Consider the following 17675-nt stretch of genomic DNA (forward strand, 5'->3'; position numbering starts at 1 on the left):
AATTGCTTGATTCTGTGAGGCAAGTGTCGCAAATTGTCACGCAATAACTATTCGTAAATCAGATAATTAGAAAGGGAAATAATATGTTTAAGAAATTAAAGGCCTCGTTGGGCATCGGTGCAGCAAAGGTTGATACTGTCTTAGATAATATTGAAGTTTTCCAAGGTGGAGAGTTGTCTGGCAATGTTCACATTGTTGGTGGTGACGTTGAGCAACAAATCGACCTGATCAACTTGGTTCTCAACACAGAAGTAAAAGTAGAAACGGAAGATAGCACCAGCTACGAAACCTTTTCACTGGGTCGTATTCAAGCCGTAGAGCCTTTCGTTATCCAACCGGACGAAACCAAACTGGTTCCATTCCGTCTTAAGTTAAATGATGAAACGCCAGTCACCGCGTTGAACGCACAAATGAACCAATGCCATGTGTGGGTTGAAACCAACCTAGATATAGGCTTCGCGATTGACCCTAAAGACCGTGACTTTATCTCCGTACACCCATTGCCAACAGTGGCTAAAATCATCCGAGGCGTGGAAGCATCAGGTATGGCAATGGTGAAAGCAGACGTAGAGAAGGGCTTCTTAAAAGGCAACAGCTTTGCTTCTCGTTCGGGCTGTTACCAAGAGATTGAGTTTCGCAGCGGCGGCTTCATGAATAATAAAGAGATCGAGCTGTCATTCATCGTTGAAGGTTCAATGGTTCACTGCCTAGCAGAAATCGACCGCTCAATGAGCTTCCGCGGCGACCAATACATCTCATTCAGCTTACCTGCTAATGCGGCCGACTCAGACATTCGCAACGCTGTATCAAGAATCATGAGTGCGTAGTTCCCTCTCTGTTAGTAGTGTCTTTCTATTAATAGGTTCAATATGATTTCTAAAGCCGAACTTAAACGTTCGGCTTTTTTGTATTGTAGATAAAGCCAACGAATTAATGATTGAGCTATGGGTAAGGCGTTAGAAGGATCTATATAGAAGAGACATTTCAGTCATATAGTTTTTGTGGTGCTACGGGACTAACATTGTCATTTCATATTATTTCGTTACAATGTTCGGCTACTCACAGATGTGGCATCTGTATTTGCTTCTATGTGGGTATATTTATTATGCATATATCCCCAATCAGCGTACTCGTTGATTGAAAGACATATATTAAACATTTTCATGTGTTGCTTGGTGTGCAACACCACTGTAAAGGACAAATAATGCCAATTATTACTCTTCCTGACGGTAGTCAGCGTCAATTTGACAACCCTGTATCAACTCTAGATGTTGCCCTATCAATCGGTCCTGGTCTTGCGAAAGCTACCATTGCTGGTCGTGTAGACGGCGAGCGTGTTGATGCTTGTGATCTTATCGAAAACGATGCAAGCCTACAAATCATCACAGCTAAAGATGAAGTTGATGGCCTTGAAATCGTTCGTCACTCTTGTGCTCACCTTTTAGGCCACGCGGTTAAGCAGCTTTTTCCAGAAGCGAAAATGGCGATCGGTCCTACTATCGATAACGGTTTCTACTACGATATCGATCTTGAGCACTCTCTAACGCAAGACGATCTAGAAAAGATCGAAAAGCGCATGAAAGAGCTAGCGAAGACCAAATACCAGGTTGTTAAGAAGAAAGTTAGCTGGCAGGAAGCGCGCGACGCATTCGAAGCTCGCGGCGAGACTTACAAGATTGAAATCTTGGACGAGAACGTTTCTAAAGACGATCGTCCAGGCCTGTACCATCACGAAGAATACATCGATATGTGTCGTGGTCCACACGTGCCTAACATGAGCTTCTGCCAGCACTTCACTCTACTTAACGTAGCGGGTGCATACTGGCGTGGTAACAGTGACAACAAGATGCTTCAACGTATCTACGGCACTGCATTCCACGACAAGAAGGCACTTAAAGCTCACCTTGTGCGCCTAGAAGAAGCGGCTAAACGTGACCACCGTAAAATCGGTAAAGCGCTTGACCTATTCCACATGCAGCAAGAAGCACCAGGCATGGTGTTCTGGCACCACAACGGTTGGACTATCTTCCGTGAGCTAGAAGTATTTATTCGTCAAAAACTGACTGAGTACGATTACCAAGAAGTTAAAGGCCCATTAATGATGGACCGTGTTCTTTGGGAACGCTCTGGTCACTGGGATAAGTACGCTGAAGCGATGTTCACTACTTCTTCAGAGAACCGTGAATACGCTATCAAGCCAATGAACTGTCCTGGTCACGTTCAAATCTTCAACCAAGGTTTGAAATCTTACCGTGATCTACCGCTACGTATGGCTGAGTTCGGCTCATGTCACCGTAACGAGCCGTCTGGAGCACTTCACGGCATTATGCGTGTTCGTGGCTTCACTCAAGATGATGCTCACGTATTCTGTACTGAAGACCAAGTTCAACAAGAAGTTAAAGCTTGTATTGAAATGGTTTACGATACTTACACAACTTTCGGCTTCGAAAGCATCGTTGTTAAGCTATCTACTCGTCCAGAACAGCGTGTAGGTTCAGACGAAATGTGGGACCGTGCAGAGGCTGACCTTAAGCAAGCGCTAGAGGCAATGGACATTGCATACGAGATTCAAGAAGGCGAGGGTGCGTTCTACGGACCTAAGATTGAATTTACTTTGCATGATTGTTTGGACCGCGCTTGGCAATGTGGTACAGTGCAGCTCGATTTTGCATTACCAGAACGTTTAGGTGCTACTTACGTAGGTGAAGATAACGAGCGTCACACGCCAGTTATGATCCACCGCGCGATTTTAGGTTCACTAGAACGCTTCATTGGTATTCTTATTGAAGAATACGCTGGCTTCTTCCCAACGTGGTTGGCGCCAGAACAAGCAGTTGTAATGGGCATTACAGACAAACAGTCTGAATATGTACAAGAAATTACGAAAAAACTGCAAAAAAGTGGATTTAGAGTCAAAGCAGACTTGAGAAATGAGAAGATTGGCTTTAAAATCCGCGAACATACTTTGAAACGTGTACCGTTCATGCTTGTGTGTGGTGACCAAGAAATGGAAGCCGGCGAAATTGCAGTACGTACACGTAAAGGTAAGGACCTTGGCAAATTTAAAGTGGATGACTTTATTTCATACATCCAAGCCGAGGTTTCAAGCCGTAAGCTCAATCTGGAGGAATAGCTATTAAAGGCGGAAGACGTGGCCAACAACCGGCCAAACAAAACCAGCACCGTTTAAACGGTGACATTCGTGGCGTTCGTGAAGTGCGTCTAACTGGCGCAGACGGCGAAGCTGTTGGTGTAGTATCAATCGCTGAAGCGATGGAAGCTGCAAATGAAGCTGGTATGGATCTTGTAGAGATCAGCCCTAACGCCGAGCCGCCAGTTTGTCGTGTGATGGACTACGGTAAGTTCCTCTTCGAGAAGAGCAAAGCTGCGAAAGAGCAGAAGAAGAAGCAAAAGCAGGTTCAGATCAAGGAAATTAAATTCCGACCTGGAACTGATATTGGAGACTATCAGGTAAAACTACGCAACCTGACTGGTTTCCTAGAAGACGGCAACAAAGTGAAGGTAACAATTCGCTTCCGTGGCCGCGAAATGGCTCACCAAGAAATCGGTGTTGACGTTCTTAATCGTTTGAAAGTAGATACTGAAGAATTTGCAGTTGTCGAATCTTTCCCAACGAGAATTGAAGGTCGCCAGATGATCATGGTGTTGGCCCCTAAAAAGAAGTAATTAACGGCTTTGCAAGTAATTAAACCCTGCAGCCTCAGGTTGCGGGGTTTTATTCGCCCTAATTACTATGTTATTAACAACTCAACAATGCGGAGTTATTCATCATGCCTAAGATGAAAACCAACAAAGGTGCTGCTAAGCGTTTCCAGAAAACTGCTGGTGGTATTAAGTTTAAGCACGCTGGTAAACGTCACATCCTGACTAAGCGTACTACTAAGAACAAGCGTCAGCTACGTCCGAACTCGATCCTTCCTAAATGTGAAGTTGCTCAAGTTCTACGTATGATGCCATACGCTTAATTCTTTTTAGTTTATAAATTCGTTTAGTTTAGGAGAAGCATAATGCCTCGCGTAAAACGTGGTGTACAAGCTCGTGCACGTCATAAGAAAGTTCTAAAACAAGCTAAAGGTTACTACGGAGCACGTTCACGTGTTTACCGCGTAGCTTTCCAAGCAGTTACCAAAGCTGGTCAATACGCTTACCGTGACCGTCGCAACAAGAAACGTCAATTCCGTCAACTTTGGATTGCACGTATCAACGCGGCATCTCGTCAAAATGGTCTATCTTACAGCCGTTTCATCAATGGCCTAAAGAAAGCATCTATCGAGATCGACCGTAAGATTCTTGCTGACATCGCAGTATTCGACAAAGCAGCATTTGCTGTTCTAGTTGAAAAAGCGAAAGCATCTCTATAATTTAGAGTTAGCTTAAAGGTTTAAGAAAAGGAGAACTTCGGTTCTCCTTTTTTATTGCCTGTAATTTGGCTTTGCCATACTCTCTCGCATCTCGCATCTCGCATCTCGCATCTCGCATCTCGCATCTCGCATCTCGCATCTCGCATCCCGCACCTAATTTTTATTCGCTTGAACACGCATTCTAGTATATAAACATTTACCTAACCTTTAAATGTTAAGCGACCGAAATAAATGACCGCACCGACTACTATGACGTTCTTCGAACGTTTTGAAACTGACATCCTTTCTGGCAAGAAGACGATTACTATTCGCGATGAATCTGAGCGCGACTACCTGCCAGGCAGTGTTGTGGAAGTATCAACGCTAGAGCAAGGACGTGTGTTCTGTAACCTTAAGATCATCAGCGTTGAGCCCATTTTGTTTGATGACTTAGGTGAGTTCCATGCTCAGCAAGAGAACATGACACTGCAAGTACTGAAAGACGTGATTCAAGACATCTACCCAGGTATTTCTCAGCTGTATGTGGTTTCTTACGAGCTTGTGTAGCCCGCTTTAAATAGAATTGGTTGATCAATACCGCGTCTAACACAGAGCAATGAGAGGGGAGTCACAATGAGTGAGTTACAGAACGAAACAGTTCAGAAAATTCAACTTCAACTTTATTGTCGTGAACAGACTGAGCAGCCGTTAATCTCTAGAACTGATCTCGACATTGCTCTTTATGATAGCGAAGGCTTTCTAGCGTGGCGTGATACAAAGCGTGACTTCATTGTCAGTGATATCGATAATCGAGTTTGGGTGAAGAGCTGTCCCGGTGGTTACATCACTGAAGTGCACTTCAATGCTGACGGTTCTTTGATTGAATATCGTTTGTTCGACCGATTTGAAACCACAGGGCAGTGGCAACTAAAAGATGGTTTGTTACACGTCGAGATTCTGAAGGGTGAGAACCGCTACCAGTTTACTGTTGTGGCTCGTGCTGATCTTAATATTCACTCTGCAGTGGAATATAAAAATGGTGAGCTGCACTCTTATTTGAAATTGGTGCAGGCTGAGCGTTAATCCCTTTTAGCCAACCTTGCTTGTCCATTAAAATTAGTGATATTCCAAGAACAACAAAGCCAACAGTGATGTTGGCTTTGTTGTTTTCAATTCGACCGAGTACTTCTAATCAACGCGCTATTAAGCTATTCAGTTAAGCCATTAAGCTTTGAAGTTCGCTAGTTGACTATAAAGCTCGCTGTCTTGATCTTGCTTTGCACAAATCGTCAGTAGGTCTTCAATAAAGTACTTTAATGCGCGAGCTTCGATACGACGAATGCCTTGTTGCTGCTCTCCAGTTAGGTAGCCGTAGATAGTTGCCGCTCCAAAGTCGCCAAAGATCATCTGACCTTTTTCGTTCACTAAAGTGTTGTGAGCGTATAGATCACCATGACAGACTTTGTTGGCATGAAGGTGTTCAAACACATCAACCATCTGTTCGGTAATGCTATTAATCTGAGTAATTGAAAGCTCAAAGCCTTCATTGAACGTATCGCGAGTACAGCTTTCAAGAGTAGGGGGTAAGCCTAGGTTGTAATAGTTGCTTGGGATAAGCTCCATCACTAATGCGAGATAGTCTGGTTCATCGACTTGAGCTATCGACTTCACTAGGTTGCTATGGTGACCAGCCTGCAAACAAGCTTCGAGCTCATCGTGTGGGTAGCCGTCGCTTGTTACTTCACCTTTAAATACTTTTACAGCGACTTCCTGTGGGAAATCAAAATCGCCGTTCAACCAGTTAGCATGTGAAATTACGCCAGATGCCCCCTGACCAAGTACTTGATTCAGTGAGTAGCATTGCGAGCTTACAGCAGGCACGCTATCTAAGCTGCTAGGGTGTTTGCAAAACGGGTTACCCGCAAATGCTAACCAAGCCAGTTTTGGTAGCTTAATAAGGAATTCAGGGAACTCAGTCAGTTGGTTTGCAGACAGGCGAACCAGTTCAAGGTTGGATAGGTTTTCCATGCTTTCAGGTAACACGCGAATCTTGTTACCCGCCAATGCCAGTTTCTGTAGTCGTGGTCTTTCACCTAGTGAGCTAGGCAGAGCCTCAATCTCATTGTCGGTCAGGATCAACCAACGTAGTTGAGTCGGCAGAGACTGCTCGCTAACGGTTTTGATTTGGTTGGTTTTGAAGCCAACCATTTCAAGCTTAGGAAGTGACCCCAGAACATCAGGCAGGTGCGTAAACAGGTTATTTGAAGCGAAGATGATACGCAGGTTCGTAAGCTGTGAAAACTCGTCTGGTAAGCTTGATAGTTGGTTTCCATAAAGGTCTAGAACCTCTAGAGAATCGGCAAGCTCTAAGATCTCTAATGGAAATTCGGTGAGATCTGCTGACAGTTGTAAGTGCTTAATCCCTTTAAGTTGCCCTGATTTTAGTTGTTCTAGAGTATGCAAACCTTAGCCTTATGAATAGATGTTCGAGGCGCGTAGTTTACTTGTCTCAACCGAGAAAGGCGAGTATCCGCAACAATACTCGCCTATCTAAACTCAGTGGTTGTTGATATCAAGGTTAAAGCTGAATACGATTTTGGCTAACGCCGACCTCCTCAACAAAATCCAAGTCATGACTGACTAAGATAAAAGCTCCTTGGTATTCACGCAAAGCTGACGCCAATATCTGCTTTGAGTCGATATCTAAATGATTGTCTGGCTCATCAAGCAGCAGTAATGGGGAGTCTTGCTTATGACTGATAATCAACATCGCTAGCTTCATTTTCTCTCCACCACTGAGGTGAGCGACTTTTCGATATACCGAGTTTCGCCTGAATCCAATTCCCGCTAGCAGGATTCGCGCGTCGCTCTCTGTTAATCCAAAACTATGCGTTATTAAATTATCGAACATCGTATCGTTGGTGTCTAACAGGCCAAAGTGTTGATCCAAATAGACGGTCGCCCCCAAGCGCTTAATCGAGCCTTTATAATTGGCGTGTTGACCGTGAATCGCTTTCAACAGTGTCGACTTACCACAGCCGTTTGCGCCGCTTAGATAACAGCGTTCACCTTGTGACAGAGAAAAATTGATAGCAGTACCAGACCCATATTCAAGTCGGCAATCTTCAACAGTTAATAGCGCGTTCTTTTTCTTGCTATTACTCTGTTGTAGATACAAGGCCTGCGGTTTCAGTTGCTCTTTTTGTTCTTTTAGAGATTGAAGCTTATCTTGATTTTGCTCCTTTAAGTTATTTTGGCTAGTGGCTGATGCTGCTTGTGTTCGTCCGGCTTTGTCTTTCATTGCATCCAGTAAGATCTTGGGCTGACTGCCTGATTTTCGCAATCGGTTTCCTTGCGCCTCTCGCTGTTGTGTTTTTTCTCTATTGGCTTGAGCTTGGCGATCCAGACGTTTCTTTTCGGACTGGTGATGAGCAATCTGTTTATCTAGTGCATCGGCCTGATTCGACATTTGTTTGAAGTAGTCATCGTAGTTTCCTTTATAGAAACGTAACCCCAAACTGTTGAGATGGTAGATACCTTCCATGTGCCTCAACAGGCTTCGGTCATGGCTAACCATCAGTATTTTGCCTTCAAATTGTTGGCACTGTTCTATTAACCAGCTGCGCCCGTCACTGTCTAAATGATTCGACGGCTCATCGAGAATCAGTATGTTGTGGTCTGACGTAAACAGTTGATGAAGCTGTAAAAGGGCAAGCTGCCCACCGCTTAGTGTGTTGCATGGCGTGGTCAACTCGCTGGTTATTTTCAGATTGGTCAATAGCCTCTGAATGTTGTCTTGCAAATCCCAATCGTCACCAACGATGTCAAAATGTTGATGCTCGCAGCTGCCTTGTTCGATAGCTCGCAAGGCATTGAGTTGATTCGTGATACCTAAGAAATCAGAAATGCTGATCGTGCTATCCAAAAGTTCTGAAGGCAGTTGTGAGTAGAAACCAATCGAGCCTTGTCTAGATACACTCCCAGATGTCGGCTGCACTTGCCCAGTGAGTAATGAAAGTAGCAACGATTTTCCGGCTCCGTTTCTTCCAACTAAGCCAGTCAGTCTTGAGTTCAAATTGAAGGTGACGTCTTGAAATAGCCATTCACCAGTATCTAGTTGGAATGAGAGATTATTGGCTAAAATAGTAGGCATAAAAATACCTCCCTTTACGTATAAACGAGTAAAAGGGGCGAGGCGCTTTTCTGTGCAAGATCCAACTGGATGCTAACAACAGGTCGCCATAGGCGTTACTTAGGTAGATGACCAATGAAAGAGAGAAAGCGGTATAGAGATAGTTTCTGTCTTTTAGGTGTGCTCTGGAAGATATAGGCCGTAAACAGGCGGATCTTTAAGAGCTTAATTTGTCGCGAAAATAGATGACGAAGTAACGCCCACTAACCCCGAGTGTCCAAATGATTTTTAAAAAATAAATCGGATGTCAGGATGTTAGTACTTCATTATGGCGTTATTCTCTTTTGAAATGATGGTGGAATGGTACTGAATACGGGCTTAGAAAGTCAACAGGGTGAAGTGATTAAAATGTACCCAAATAATAAAAGCGCCGATGACACGCTTTTATTGATTCGATGAAACCTGACACTGCTAAATGGCAGGGTATTTAGCTTACAGCTCGCAGATAATCTAGCTAATAGGACGACTGAGCTTGACCACCAATAGCACGCCAGCACATATCAAAACTGTCGTTGATGTACTTTTCTGACTGCTCTGGCTGCGGCTCTTGTTGATCAATAAGCCAGTTCGCACAGATCAAAAAGTGGCTATGGATGAAGTGTCTCACGAGATTAATGTCTAACACCATCAACTCTTCGGCTTGCTGTCCTTTCAAAATGATGTCATCGAGTGACGCAAACATTTGCGAAACAATGACTTCACGAGTTTGGGTCGTTGGGTCGAAATGAACATTGGTGAAGAACTTCATCGCAACCGGATTTTCTAGTGCCCATTCAATCCCAGTGATCCACATGAACTTAAAGGCTTGATAGAGATCCTGCTCAGCAATATCAGTGTGTTGTTGAAGGGTAGAGAATAGCTCCAATTTCAGCTCGCGAAACAGTTCATCAATCAATAGAGATTTGTTCTCGAAGTGATGAAACAGTGTCGCTTTCGCTACACCGGCGGTCTTCGCTATTTGCCCAGTAGATGTGCCCTCTAATCCTTGTTGGGAAAAGAGTAGGAGCGCAGCATCTAGGATTTTTTGCCTTTTTGTAATCATCGATTCAGTACTTTGAACATCATTTTCTTGATTGGGTTGTTGTATGGAGGGTGCATCAACTTAGTGAAGTTGATCTTGCCTCGAGTCAACACGGTTTTTGCATGGCTAAAGGTCTTGAAGCCTTCAATACCGTGGTAGTGTCCCATGCCTGAAGGGCCAATACCACCAAACGGTGCGTCTTCTGCTGCTACATGCACCAAAGAGTCATTGATACAAACGCCGCCTGAATGAGTGTCTGATAGGAATCGGTCTTGGGTTTTCTTGTCGTGACTCATGAGGTACAGCGCAAGTGGACGTTCTCTTGATGTGATGTAGCTTATCGCTTCGTCAATTGAATCATACGGCACGATAGGAAGCACAGGGCCAAACAACTCTTCTTGCATTGCCACCATGTCATCATTCACTTCGGTGAGAAGGTGCGGTGTCATTCTGTGGTTCACGTCGTCTTGTGCCTGCTCGGTGACAGTGTGTATTACAGCACCTTTTGACTTCGCATCTTCAACTACACTTTTTAATCGATTGTACTGGCGCATATTAACCACTGAGGTTAAGTCTTTGCTCTCAATTCCTGCTTTGTAAAGCTTCTTGAAGTAGCGCTTGTAAGCGGTGATAAATGCATCGACTTTCTCTCGTGGCAGCAAGATGTAATCCGGTGCAACACAGATTTGACCTGCGTTTAGACTCTTGGCAAACAAGATACGTTCAACCGCGTCAGCGACATCGAAATCAGGCGCAATGATGGTCGGAGACTTTCCGCCTAACTCCAAAGTTACTGGCGTTAAGTTGTCGGCTGCTGCTCTCATGACGTGCTTACCCACAGAGGTCGACCCAGTAAATAGAATATGGTCAAACGGGAGCTGGCTAAATTTAGCGGAAACATCCGCTTCACCTTCGATAATCGCGACTTGATCTTCACTAAAGCCTTCGGCCAGCATGGCTTTTAAAACTCGGTTGGTCGCAGGAGTAAACTCGGACATCTTGAGCATTGCAGTGTTGCCCGCCGCTAACGCAGTGATGAGAGGACCTAAAGAGAGCATTATAGGAAAGTTCCAAGGAACGATAATGCCTACAACGCCCACAGGCTGATAATGAACCGTGATCTTTGCTGGCGTCAGCATCAAACCGGCTTTGCGGCGTGATGGCTTCAACCACTTCTTAAGGTTCTTATCACTGTAATTAATTTGGTGAAGAGAAGGGGTGATATCAGCAATCAAGCTGTCGTGTTTTGCGCGATGACCATAATCTTCAGACACTGCGTCAATCAATTGCTCTTGGTAGCGTATTAGCAACGCTTTTAATTCCGAGAGGTTTTTTTTTCTCTGCTCAAGCGTTGGATTAACATTACTGCGGTAGTGATCTTTTTGTCGGTTGAATATTTTATCCATGTCGTTGATGTTCGACGTGGTTGGTTCAAGGTCTAGATTATGGCTCATAGTATCCCCTAAATTCGAAAGCTGACCGATTGGTTGGTCAGCTGAAATTACAAGAAGATCGAACCGAATACAAGATATGCGTGAGAAAAGTTCAAAAATTGAGCGGTTACAACATTGAAGTGAGCGAGTTTTAGTAGGAAGAACGAAGTGTTTATAGGCCTCGAATCGTGGGATACAAGTAGTGTTTGTGATAGCGAGAGTTCAGATTGGGAAGTGGTCATATTTGTCAAAACCCTGACTTAACTTGACCTGATTAGCCAAGAATTTTATGTGTCTTTGGTATTTTATTCACCTGATTTTTTGTTAGAAAGTGCTTTAAATCTCATGCGCTTCAGCCTGTTTTTTGGTCTAAAACCTTGTAATACCTTACCTGTCACTTTAAGTCGGTTCGACGATAAAAAAACGTAATCGTAACCACAAATATCAATGGTTGGACTCACTCTTAATAATATCGGTTAATGCAGCCAACAAATCGTTTTCGAACGTTTTTTGTTGGGTTATACCTCGCTATTCCAATGAGGTATCTTCTGTCGATGGCCCTATAGTGTGAGGTCTCTAGAATTGGAAAATTCGGTTAATTTGGAACGCATCCGTGCTGAGTATAATGTAAAGCACTGGAGCCAAGGTTTTTATGGAATTGATGATAATGGCGAGGTGTATGTTTCACCGAGCGAAACCGATCATCAAGTTCCTCTTAGTCAGATCGTAAAACAGTTAGAGCAGAGAAATATTGGTTTGCCTGCTCTTGTGCGTTTTCCTCAAATCGTGCATCAACGTGTGCACAATATCTGTAACGCATTCAACCAAGCGATCGACGAATATCAGTACGATAACCGTTACCTACTTGTTTACCCGATTAAAGTTAACCAACAGAAAGAAGTGGTTGACGAGATCTTAGCGAGCCAAGCTCAATTAGAGCAGAAGCAGCTTGGTTTAGAGGCGGGCAGCAAGCCTGAACTATTAGCGGTATTGGCACTGGCTCAAAAAGCGAGCTCGGTGATCGTGTGTAACGGTTACAAAGACAGAGAATACATCCGTCTTGCTCTTATTGGCGAAAAGCTGGGTCATAAAGTATTTATCGTTCTAGAGAAGCTCTCTGAGCTTGATCTTGTTCTTTCTGAAGCAAAAGCGCTTGGCGTGAAACCTCGTTTAGGTTTACGCATTCGTCTTGCATCTCAAGGTGCAGGTAAATGGCAAGCAAGTGGTGGCGAGAAGTCGAAATTCGGTTTGTCTGCATCACAAGTATTGACCGTTATTGAACGCTTGAAAGCAGAAGACCAACTCGATGTTTTAGAGTTAGTGCATTTCCATCTTGGCTCACAAATGGCCAATATTCGTGATGTACGAAATGGTGTGAGCGAAGCAGCTCGTTTCTACTGTGAACTGCGCGATATCGGTGCTCAATTGAAGTACTTAGATGTTGGTGGTGGTTTGGCGGTTGATTACGACGGCACACGCAGTCAATCTTCAAACTCAATGAACTACGGCTTGCTTGAGTACGCTCGCAATATTGTGATGACAGTAGGGGATATCTGTAAGCTCTACAATCAGCCACAACCTGTGATTATTTCGGAGTCTGGTCGCTCACTGACTGCGCACCATGCAGTACTAGTGACCAACGTGATTGGTACCGAAAGCTACTCGCCAGAAGACATGGCGGCGCCAGAAGCAGACGCACCACTGTTGCTAAACAACATGTGGAAGAACTTCTTGGAGTTAGATGCAGGCAATGATGATCGAGCGTTGATCGAGATCTATAACGACACGCAGAGTGATATCGCAGAAGCGCACAACCAATTTGCAACAGGCATGCTGAATCTTCAGCACCGTGCTTGGGCAGAGCAGATGTCTTTGCGTATTAACTACGAACTTAGCTCTCGTATGAGCACTAAGAACCGTTACCACCGTCCTATTTTGGATGAGTTGAGCGAGCGTTTAGCCGACAAGTTCTTTGTTAACTTCTCGTTGTTCCAATCGTTGCCAGATGCTTGGGGTATCGATCAGGTATTCCCTGTATTACCTCTAAGTGGTTTGGATAATGCGGATGAGCGACGCGCTGTTGTACTGGATATCACATGTGATTCTGACGGTACGATTGATCAGTACGTTGATGGCCAAGGTATTGAAACAACGCTGCCTGTTCCTGCATGGAACCCAGATGAACCATACCTGATGGGCTTTTTCTTAGTAGGTGCATACCAAGAGATCTTGGGTGATATGCATAACCTATTTGGTGATACTCACAGCGTAGTGGTGAATGTTGATGAAAGTGGTCAAGCGAATATCGATTATATCAACGAAGGCGATACGGTTGAAGACATGATGCGTTATGTTCACATCGATATGGACCTGATTCGTCAGAACTACAAAGAACTGGTAACAGCAAAAGTACCAGCACAAGAGCAGCAAAGCGTACTTGAAGAGTTAGAGCAAGGCCTGATGGGTTACACCTATCTTGAGGATTTTTAATGAACGATCTATTTACGAAACCAGATTACTCGCTTTATTCCAACGCCATGACGTTTATGCGTCGTCCATTGGTACAGAACCCAATCGATAGCGATGCCGATGTGGTTGTGTTAGGTGCGCCGTTAGATATGGCGACGTCGGGTCGTCCGGGCGCTCGTATGGGACCAGATGCGATTCGTCGTGCGTCGGTAAACTTGGCGTGGGAAGGCAAAAAATTCCCTTGGGACTTCAATGTATTTGAACACACCTCGGTGATTGATGCTGGCGATCTTGTGTTTGATTGTGGTGATGCAGAAGACCTAACTCAGCGTTTAGAAGCGGCTGCTGATGCGATTCTAAACAATGGTAAAACTCTGTTAGGTTTAGGTGGCGATCACTTCATTACACTGCCTTTGTTAAGAGCATACGGCAAGAAGTACGGTGAGATGGCTCTGATTCACTTCGACGCGCACACTGACACTTACAGTCAGGGCAGTCGTTACGATCACGGTACTATGTTCTACCATGCGCCAAATGAAGGTTTAATTTCGCCTGAACATTCAGTGCAAATTGGTATTCGTACAGAGTACAAGCAGGAAGGACACGGCTTTAACGTTATTAACGCGATGCAAGCGAACGACATGAGCGTGGACGAGATCATTGCTCAAGTGAAAGGCATTGTTGGTGATAAGCCAGTTTACCTAACGTTTGATATCGATTGTCTGGATCCTGCTTTTGCTCCGGGTACAGGTACTCCGGTATGCGGCGGTTTGAATTCAGATAAAGTTCTGAAAATTATCCGTGGTTTGCAGGGCATCAACATGGTTGGTATGGACGTTGTAGAAGTTTCTCCAGCGTATGACCAAAGCGAGATTACAGCACTGGCTGGTGCAACTATCGCACTTGAGCTGCTTTATGTTTGGACGGCAAATCGCCTCGCTAAATCATAGTGTTTGATTGTTAAAAGCGTAACGCTACATACTGATTTTAAAGCCCACTAAGTTTCAACTTAGTGGGCGTTTTTTGTCACTTCCAGAAAACAACCTGTGACCAAATTGAAGAGGGGAGCTGTTGTTTATCAGTTGGTTAAAATTCCGACATATACATTTTATGCAACTTATTTTATTGTTTTTGATACAAACTCCACCACCTATCCTCTGGTTATTGTCTCACAAATGGTAATTACTTCTGCTTTACTGTTGACGTATAGAAAGCATCAATCAATACCCCATGTTTGCTAATGATTTATCAACTTTATTGCTGTATATATTATAAATAATGAGGTGTAATTATATTGTGAATTTATTTGCATATAAATCAATACCATACTAACTTTTAACTAAGTTATTCAAACTCCAACAAGAATCCCTCGGTTTGTGAAAAGGCGCCTCTTAGCACAGACATGGCATTTTTTATGGGGAAGACTAGTCTTAAGAGTAAGTAAACTATAAAAAAACAGGTGAAATACTTTCTCATTTCAGGCCAGTTAGGCGTAACAATGGATTGTCATTGATGAGAGCTAAGTATGTATTCAAGTGAAACCTGAAATTGTTATTACCAATAATTTTCACAGCGCTCGAGAGCAGTGTTTTGTGACTACGGGGGATATATGGATATCGAAGTTTCACGCCAGGTTGCTGTAGTTGAGGCAGTTAGTGGACATGTTGTGGTCGTTAAGCCAGACGGCAGCGCAAGAAAAATTTCAATTGGCGATATCATCCGTGAAAATGAGATCGTGATTACGGCCAACAAGTCAGAACTTGTATTAGGTGTGCAGAATGATTCAATTCCAGTTGCAGAGAATTGTGTCGGTTGTATTGATGAAAATGCTGCATGGGTAGACGCCCCAATAGCCGGTGAGGTTAATTTTGACTTACAGCAAGCGGACGCAGAAACCTTCACCGAAGACGACCTTGCTGCAATTCAAGAAGCCATTTTAGGTGGTGCCGATCCGACTCAAATCCTAGAGGCAACGGCCGCTGGTGCTGGACAAGGTTCTGCAAACTCCGGCTTTGTCACTATTGATTACAACTACACACAGACTCAGCCATCGACATTCTTTGAAACCGCTGGTCTAGCAGAACAAACGGTTGATGAAGACAGAGAAGAGTTCAGGTCGATCACTCGTTCATCAGGCGACCAATCAATCAGTGAAGCTCTTACTGAAGGCTCGATATCTGATAATACTTATCCTCAATCTATCACGACGACAGAAACTATCATTGCTGGTAGTTTAGCGCTCTCCCCTGATTCTTTTGTTCCAGAAGCACTGTCTCTCGCTTCGCTACTCACAGAGCTAAACAGTGATATTACTTCAAGTGGTCAACCCGTTACGTTTACTTATGATGCGGCGACGAACTCTATCATTGGTGTTCAAGGCACCGATGAAGTATTACGCATCGACATCGATGTTGTTAGTGTTGGAAACAACGCTGAGCTTTCATTGACCACAACGATTTCTCAACCAATTGATCACGTAACGTCTGTTGGTGGCGGTCAGGTTTCCTATACAGGCGATCAAATTAACATCACTTTTGATATTCAAGGTGAAGACACCGCCGGAAACCCATTAGCAAAACCAATTAATGCGCAAGTTGCCGTGGTTGATGGGGGCGATCCGTCTGCTGAAAGTGTGAATATCAGTAACGTAGAAACTAGCAGTGCAGCAATTGAAGGAACGTTCTCCAATATTGGTAGTGATAATCTTCAATCAGCTGTATTTGATGCTGGTGCACTGGACCAGTTTGATGGGTTGCTCAGCGATAATCAAAATACGCTTGCAAGGCTATCTGATGATGGGACGACGATCACTTTGTCCATTCAAGGCCGAGGTGAGGTTGTTCTTACTATCTCGCTAGATACCGATGGTACTTATAAATTCGAGCAGTTTAATCCAATAGAACAAGTGGGTACCGATTCACTGACGTTCGATTTACCTATAACCATTACCGATTTCGACCAAGATGTTGTAACCAATAACATCAACATTGTTATCTCTGATGGCAATAGCCCAGTCATTACCAATGTTGACAGTATTAGTGTCGATGAAGCAGGCATCATTGGCGGCTCACAAGAGGGCACGGCGGCAGTGTCTGGCAGCGGCAGTATTACCGCGGATATTTTTGAAAGTGACATCATCGACCATTATGAACTTGAACCGGCAGAATTTAATACCGGTGGCAGCTTAGTTTCAAATGGCGAGGCGGTGCTACTCGAGTTGGTTGATGAAACCAACGGTGTAAGAACTTACGAAGGTTATGTTGAGGTCAATGGTTCGAGAATTACGGTCTTTGACGTTAAAGTCGATAGCCCGTCATTGGGGAACTATGAGTTTAATCTTTATGAAGAACTTTCTCATCAAGGCGCTGAAGATGCGCTGCTAACTTTTGCATTTCCAATTTATGCCGTTGATGCGGATGGAGATCGTTCTGCACTATCTGGCGGTTCGAGTACACCAGAAGCCGCAGAGATTCTCGTTAATGTCACAGATGATGTTGTTGAGCTAGTTGATAAAGTTGAGTCAGTCACGGAACCGACTTTAGCGGGCGATACCATTGTTTCGTATAATCTGTTCAACTTCGAAGGCGCTGATGGCTCGATAATTCAATCGTTTAACTATGATGGTGTTGATTACTCACTAGATCAGAGCTTGCTGCCAGATGCTGTTCAAACATTCAGTTTTACTGAGGGTGTTGTAACCATCTCACTAAATGGCGATTTTAGTTTTGAAGTCGCTCGTGATATCGACCACTCAAGCAGTGAAACTCTCGTCAAACAGTTCTCGTTTTTAGCTGAAGATGGTGATGGAGACACTGACACTTCATCGCTTGAGCTAAGTATCACTGACGGCCAAGATCCAATCATTGATTTGATCCCGCCTGTGACTCTCTCAGAAACCAACCTTGCTGATGGATCTTCTCCAAGCGGAAGTGCGGTCAGCGCTACCGAGACGGTTACCTTTACTGCAGGCAGTGATGATGTGGCGAGTTTCCGTATTGAACCAGCCGAGTTCAATGTCGGTGGTGCTCTGACGTCCAATGGGTTTACGGTAGAGATTAAAGAAGATTCGGCTAATCCAGGTACTTACATAGGCTTTATTACTGATGGCTTGAACGCTGAAGTTCCTGTATTCACGATTGCTTTCTCTACAAGTGCTTTGGGCGAATATACCTTTACTTTGCTTGAAGCGTTAGACCATG

Annotated in this window: 14 protein-coding genes; 10 read left to right on the forward strand and 4 right to left on the reverse strand. The window is 44.1% G+C overall.

The window, feature by feature from the left end; translation table 11 throughout:
• The first annotated feature begins 83 nt into the window (after positions 1-83).
• The 7 genes from AB4507_RS18890 (at position 84) to AB4507_RS18920 (ending at position 5444) form a co-directional block, all read left to right on the forward strand.
• Positions 84-827 carry a sporulation protein gene (locus tag AB4507_RS18890; RefSeq protein ID WP_017059779.1) on the forward strand — a complete coding sequence of 248 codons (744 nt, stop codon included), beginning with the start codon at positions 84-86 and terminating at the stop codon, positions 825-827.
• Between the two features lie 377 nt (positions 828-1204).
• Positions 1205-3133 carry a threonine--tRNA ligase gene (thrS, locus tag AB4507_RS18895; protein WP_372183084.1) on the forward strand — a complete coding sequence of 643 codons (1929 nt, stop codon included), beginning with the start codon at positions 1205-1207 and terminating at the stop codon, positions 3131-3133.
• 2 nt (positions 3134-3135) lie between these two features.
• Positions 3136-3687, forward strand: coding sequence for a translation initiation factor IF-3 (gene infC, locus AB4507_RS18900; protein ID WP_080572739.1), 552 nt, complete (start codon positions 3136-3138; stop codon positions 3685-3687).
• A 104-nt stretch (positions 3688-3791) separates the two neighbouring features.
• The gene (gene rpmI / locus AB4507_RS18905; RefSeq protein WP_004738430.1) at positions 3792-3986 is read left to right on the forward strand and encodes a 50S ribosomal protein L35; all 195 of its coding nucleotides are present in this window, start codon (positions 3792-3794) and stop codon (positions 3984-3986) included.
• Between the two features lie 42 nt (positions 3987-4028).
• Entirely contained in the window at positions 4029-4382 is a 354-nt protein-coding gene (gene rplT / locus AB4507_RS18910) for a 50S ribosomal protein L20 (protein WP_004733517.1), read from the forward strand.
• Between the two features lie 231 nt (positions 4383-4613).
• Entirely contained in the window at positions 4614-4928 is a 315-nt protein-coding gene (gene yqfB, locus AB4507_RS18915; RefSeq protein ID WP_102393424.1) for a N(4)-acetylcytidine aminohydrolase, read from the forward strand.
• A 66-nt stretch (positions 4929-4994) separates the two neighbouring features.
• Positions 4995-5444, forward strand: a complete 450-nt coding sequence (locus tag AB4507_RS18920; RefSeq protein WP_054542400.1) for a hypothetical protein — start codon at positions 4995-4997, stop codon at positions 5442-5444.
• A gap of 141 nt (positions 5445-5585) precedes the next feature.
• Here AB4507_RS18920 and AB4507_RS18925 read toward each other — a convergent pair whose 3' ends face one another.
• The 4 genes from AB4507_RS18925 to AB4507_RS18940 all read right to left on the reverse strand — a co-directional run bounded on the left by AB4507_RS18925 (position 5586) and on the right by AB4507_RS18940 (position 11028).
• Positions 5586-6824 (reverse strand): leucine-rich repeat-containing protein kinase family protein, encoded by a 1239-nt coding sequence (locus AB4507_RS18925; RefSeq protein WP_372183085.1) that lies wholly within the window; start codon positions 6822-6824, stop codon positions 5586-5588.
• Between the two features lie 115 nt (positions 6825-6939).
• A complete protein-coding gene (locus AB4507_RS18930; RefSeq protein ID WP_372183086.1) occupies positions 6940-8514 on the reverse strand; it encodes an ATP-binding cassette domain-containing protein in 1575 nt (524 codons plus the stop codon).
• A 493-nt stretch (positions 8515-9007) separates the two neighbouring features.
• Positions 9008-9595: a TetR/AcrR family transcriptional regulator gene (locus AB4507_RS18935; protein ID WP_372183087.1), complete on the reverse strand. Its 588-nt coding sequence runs from the start codon at positions 9593-9595 to the stop codon at positions 9008-9010.
• Entirely contained in the window at positions 9592-11028 is a 1437-nt protein-coding gene (locus tag AB4507_RS18940; protein ID WP_372183088.1) for a coniferyl aldehyde dehydrogenase, read from the reverse strand. The genes AB4507_RS18935 and AB4507_RS18940 overlap by 4 nt, the downstream gene beginning before the upstream one ends.
• Positions 11029-11589: 561 nt before the next feature.
• Between AB4507_RS18940 and speA the strand changes: the two genes are divergently transcribed.
• The 3 genes from speA to AB4507_RS18955 all read left to right on the forward strand — a co-directional run.
• A complete protein-coding gene (speA, locus tag AB4507_RS18945) occupies positions 11590-13497 on the forward strand; it encodes a biosynthetic arginine decarboxylase (RefSeq protein ID WP_102320535.1) in 1908 nt (635 codons plus the stop codon).
• Positions 13497-14426: an agmatinase gene (gene speB / locus AB4507_RS18950; protein WP_215921695.1), complete on the forward strand. Its 930-nt coding sequence runs from the start codon at positions 13497-13499 to the stop codon at positions 14424-14426. The genes speA and speB overlap by 1 nt, the downstream gene beginning before the upstream one ends.
• Before the next feature lie 659 nt (positions 14427-15085).
• Positions 15086-17675, forward strand: a 2590-nt coding sequence (locus tag AB4507_RS18955; protein WP_372183089.1) for a retention module-containing protein, incomplete at its 3' end; no start/stop codon positions are given.

It is taken from the genome of Vibrio sp. 10N.222.54.A3 (assembly GCF_041474095.1).
In the GTDB taxonomy this organism is placed as follows: domain Bacteria; phylum Pseudomonadota; class Gammaproteobacteria; order Enterobacterales; family Vibrionaceae; genus Vibrio; species Vibrio crassostreae_C.

Excerpts from the sequence above, each read along its gene's own strand:
- rpmI (WP_004738430.1), top strand. The coding sequence starts at position 3,792 with ATGCCTAAGATGAAAACCAACAAAGGTGCTGCTAAGCGTTTCCAGAAA.
- AB4507_RS18940 (WP_372183088.1), bottom strand. The coding sequence starts at position 11,028 with ATGAGCCATAATCTAGACCTTGAACCAACCACGTCGAACATCAACGAC.
- speB (WP_215921695.1), top strand. The coding sequence starts at position 13,497 with ATGAACGATCTATTTACGAAACCAGATTACTCGCTTTATTCCAACGCC.
- AB4507_RS18890 (WP_017059779.1), top strand. The coding sequence starts at position 84 with ATGTTTAAGAAATTAAAGGCCTCGTTGGGCATCGGTGCAGCAAAGGTT.
- AB4507_RS18920 (WP_054542400.1), top strand. The coding sequence starts at position 4,995 with ATGAGTGAGTTACAGAACGAAACAGTTCAGAAAATTCAACTTCAACTT.
- rplT (WP_004733517.1), top strand. The coding sequence starts at position 4,029 with ATGCCTCGCGTAAAACGTGGTGTACAAGCTCGTGCACGTCATAAGAAA.
- thrS (WP_372183084.1), top strand. The coding sequence starts at position 1,205 with ATGCCAATTATTACTCTTCCTGACGGTAGTCAGCGTCAATTTGACAAC.
- yqfB (WP_102393424.1), top strand. The coding sequence starts at position 4,614 with ATGACCGCACCGACTACTATGACGTTCTTCGAACGTTTTGAAACTGAC.
- AB4507_RS18935 (WP_372183087.1), bottom strand. The coding sequence starts at position 9,595 with ATGATTACAAAAAGGCAAAAAATCCTAGATGCTGCGCTCCTACTCTTT.
- AB4507_RS18930 (WP_372183086.1), bottom strand. The coding sequence starts at position 8,514 with ATGCCTACTATTTTAGCCAATAATCTCTCATTCCAACTAGATACTGGT.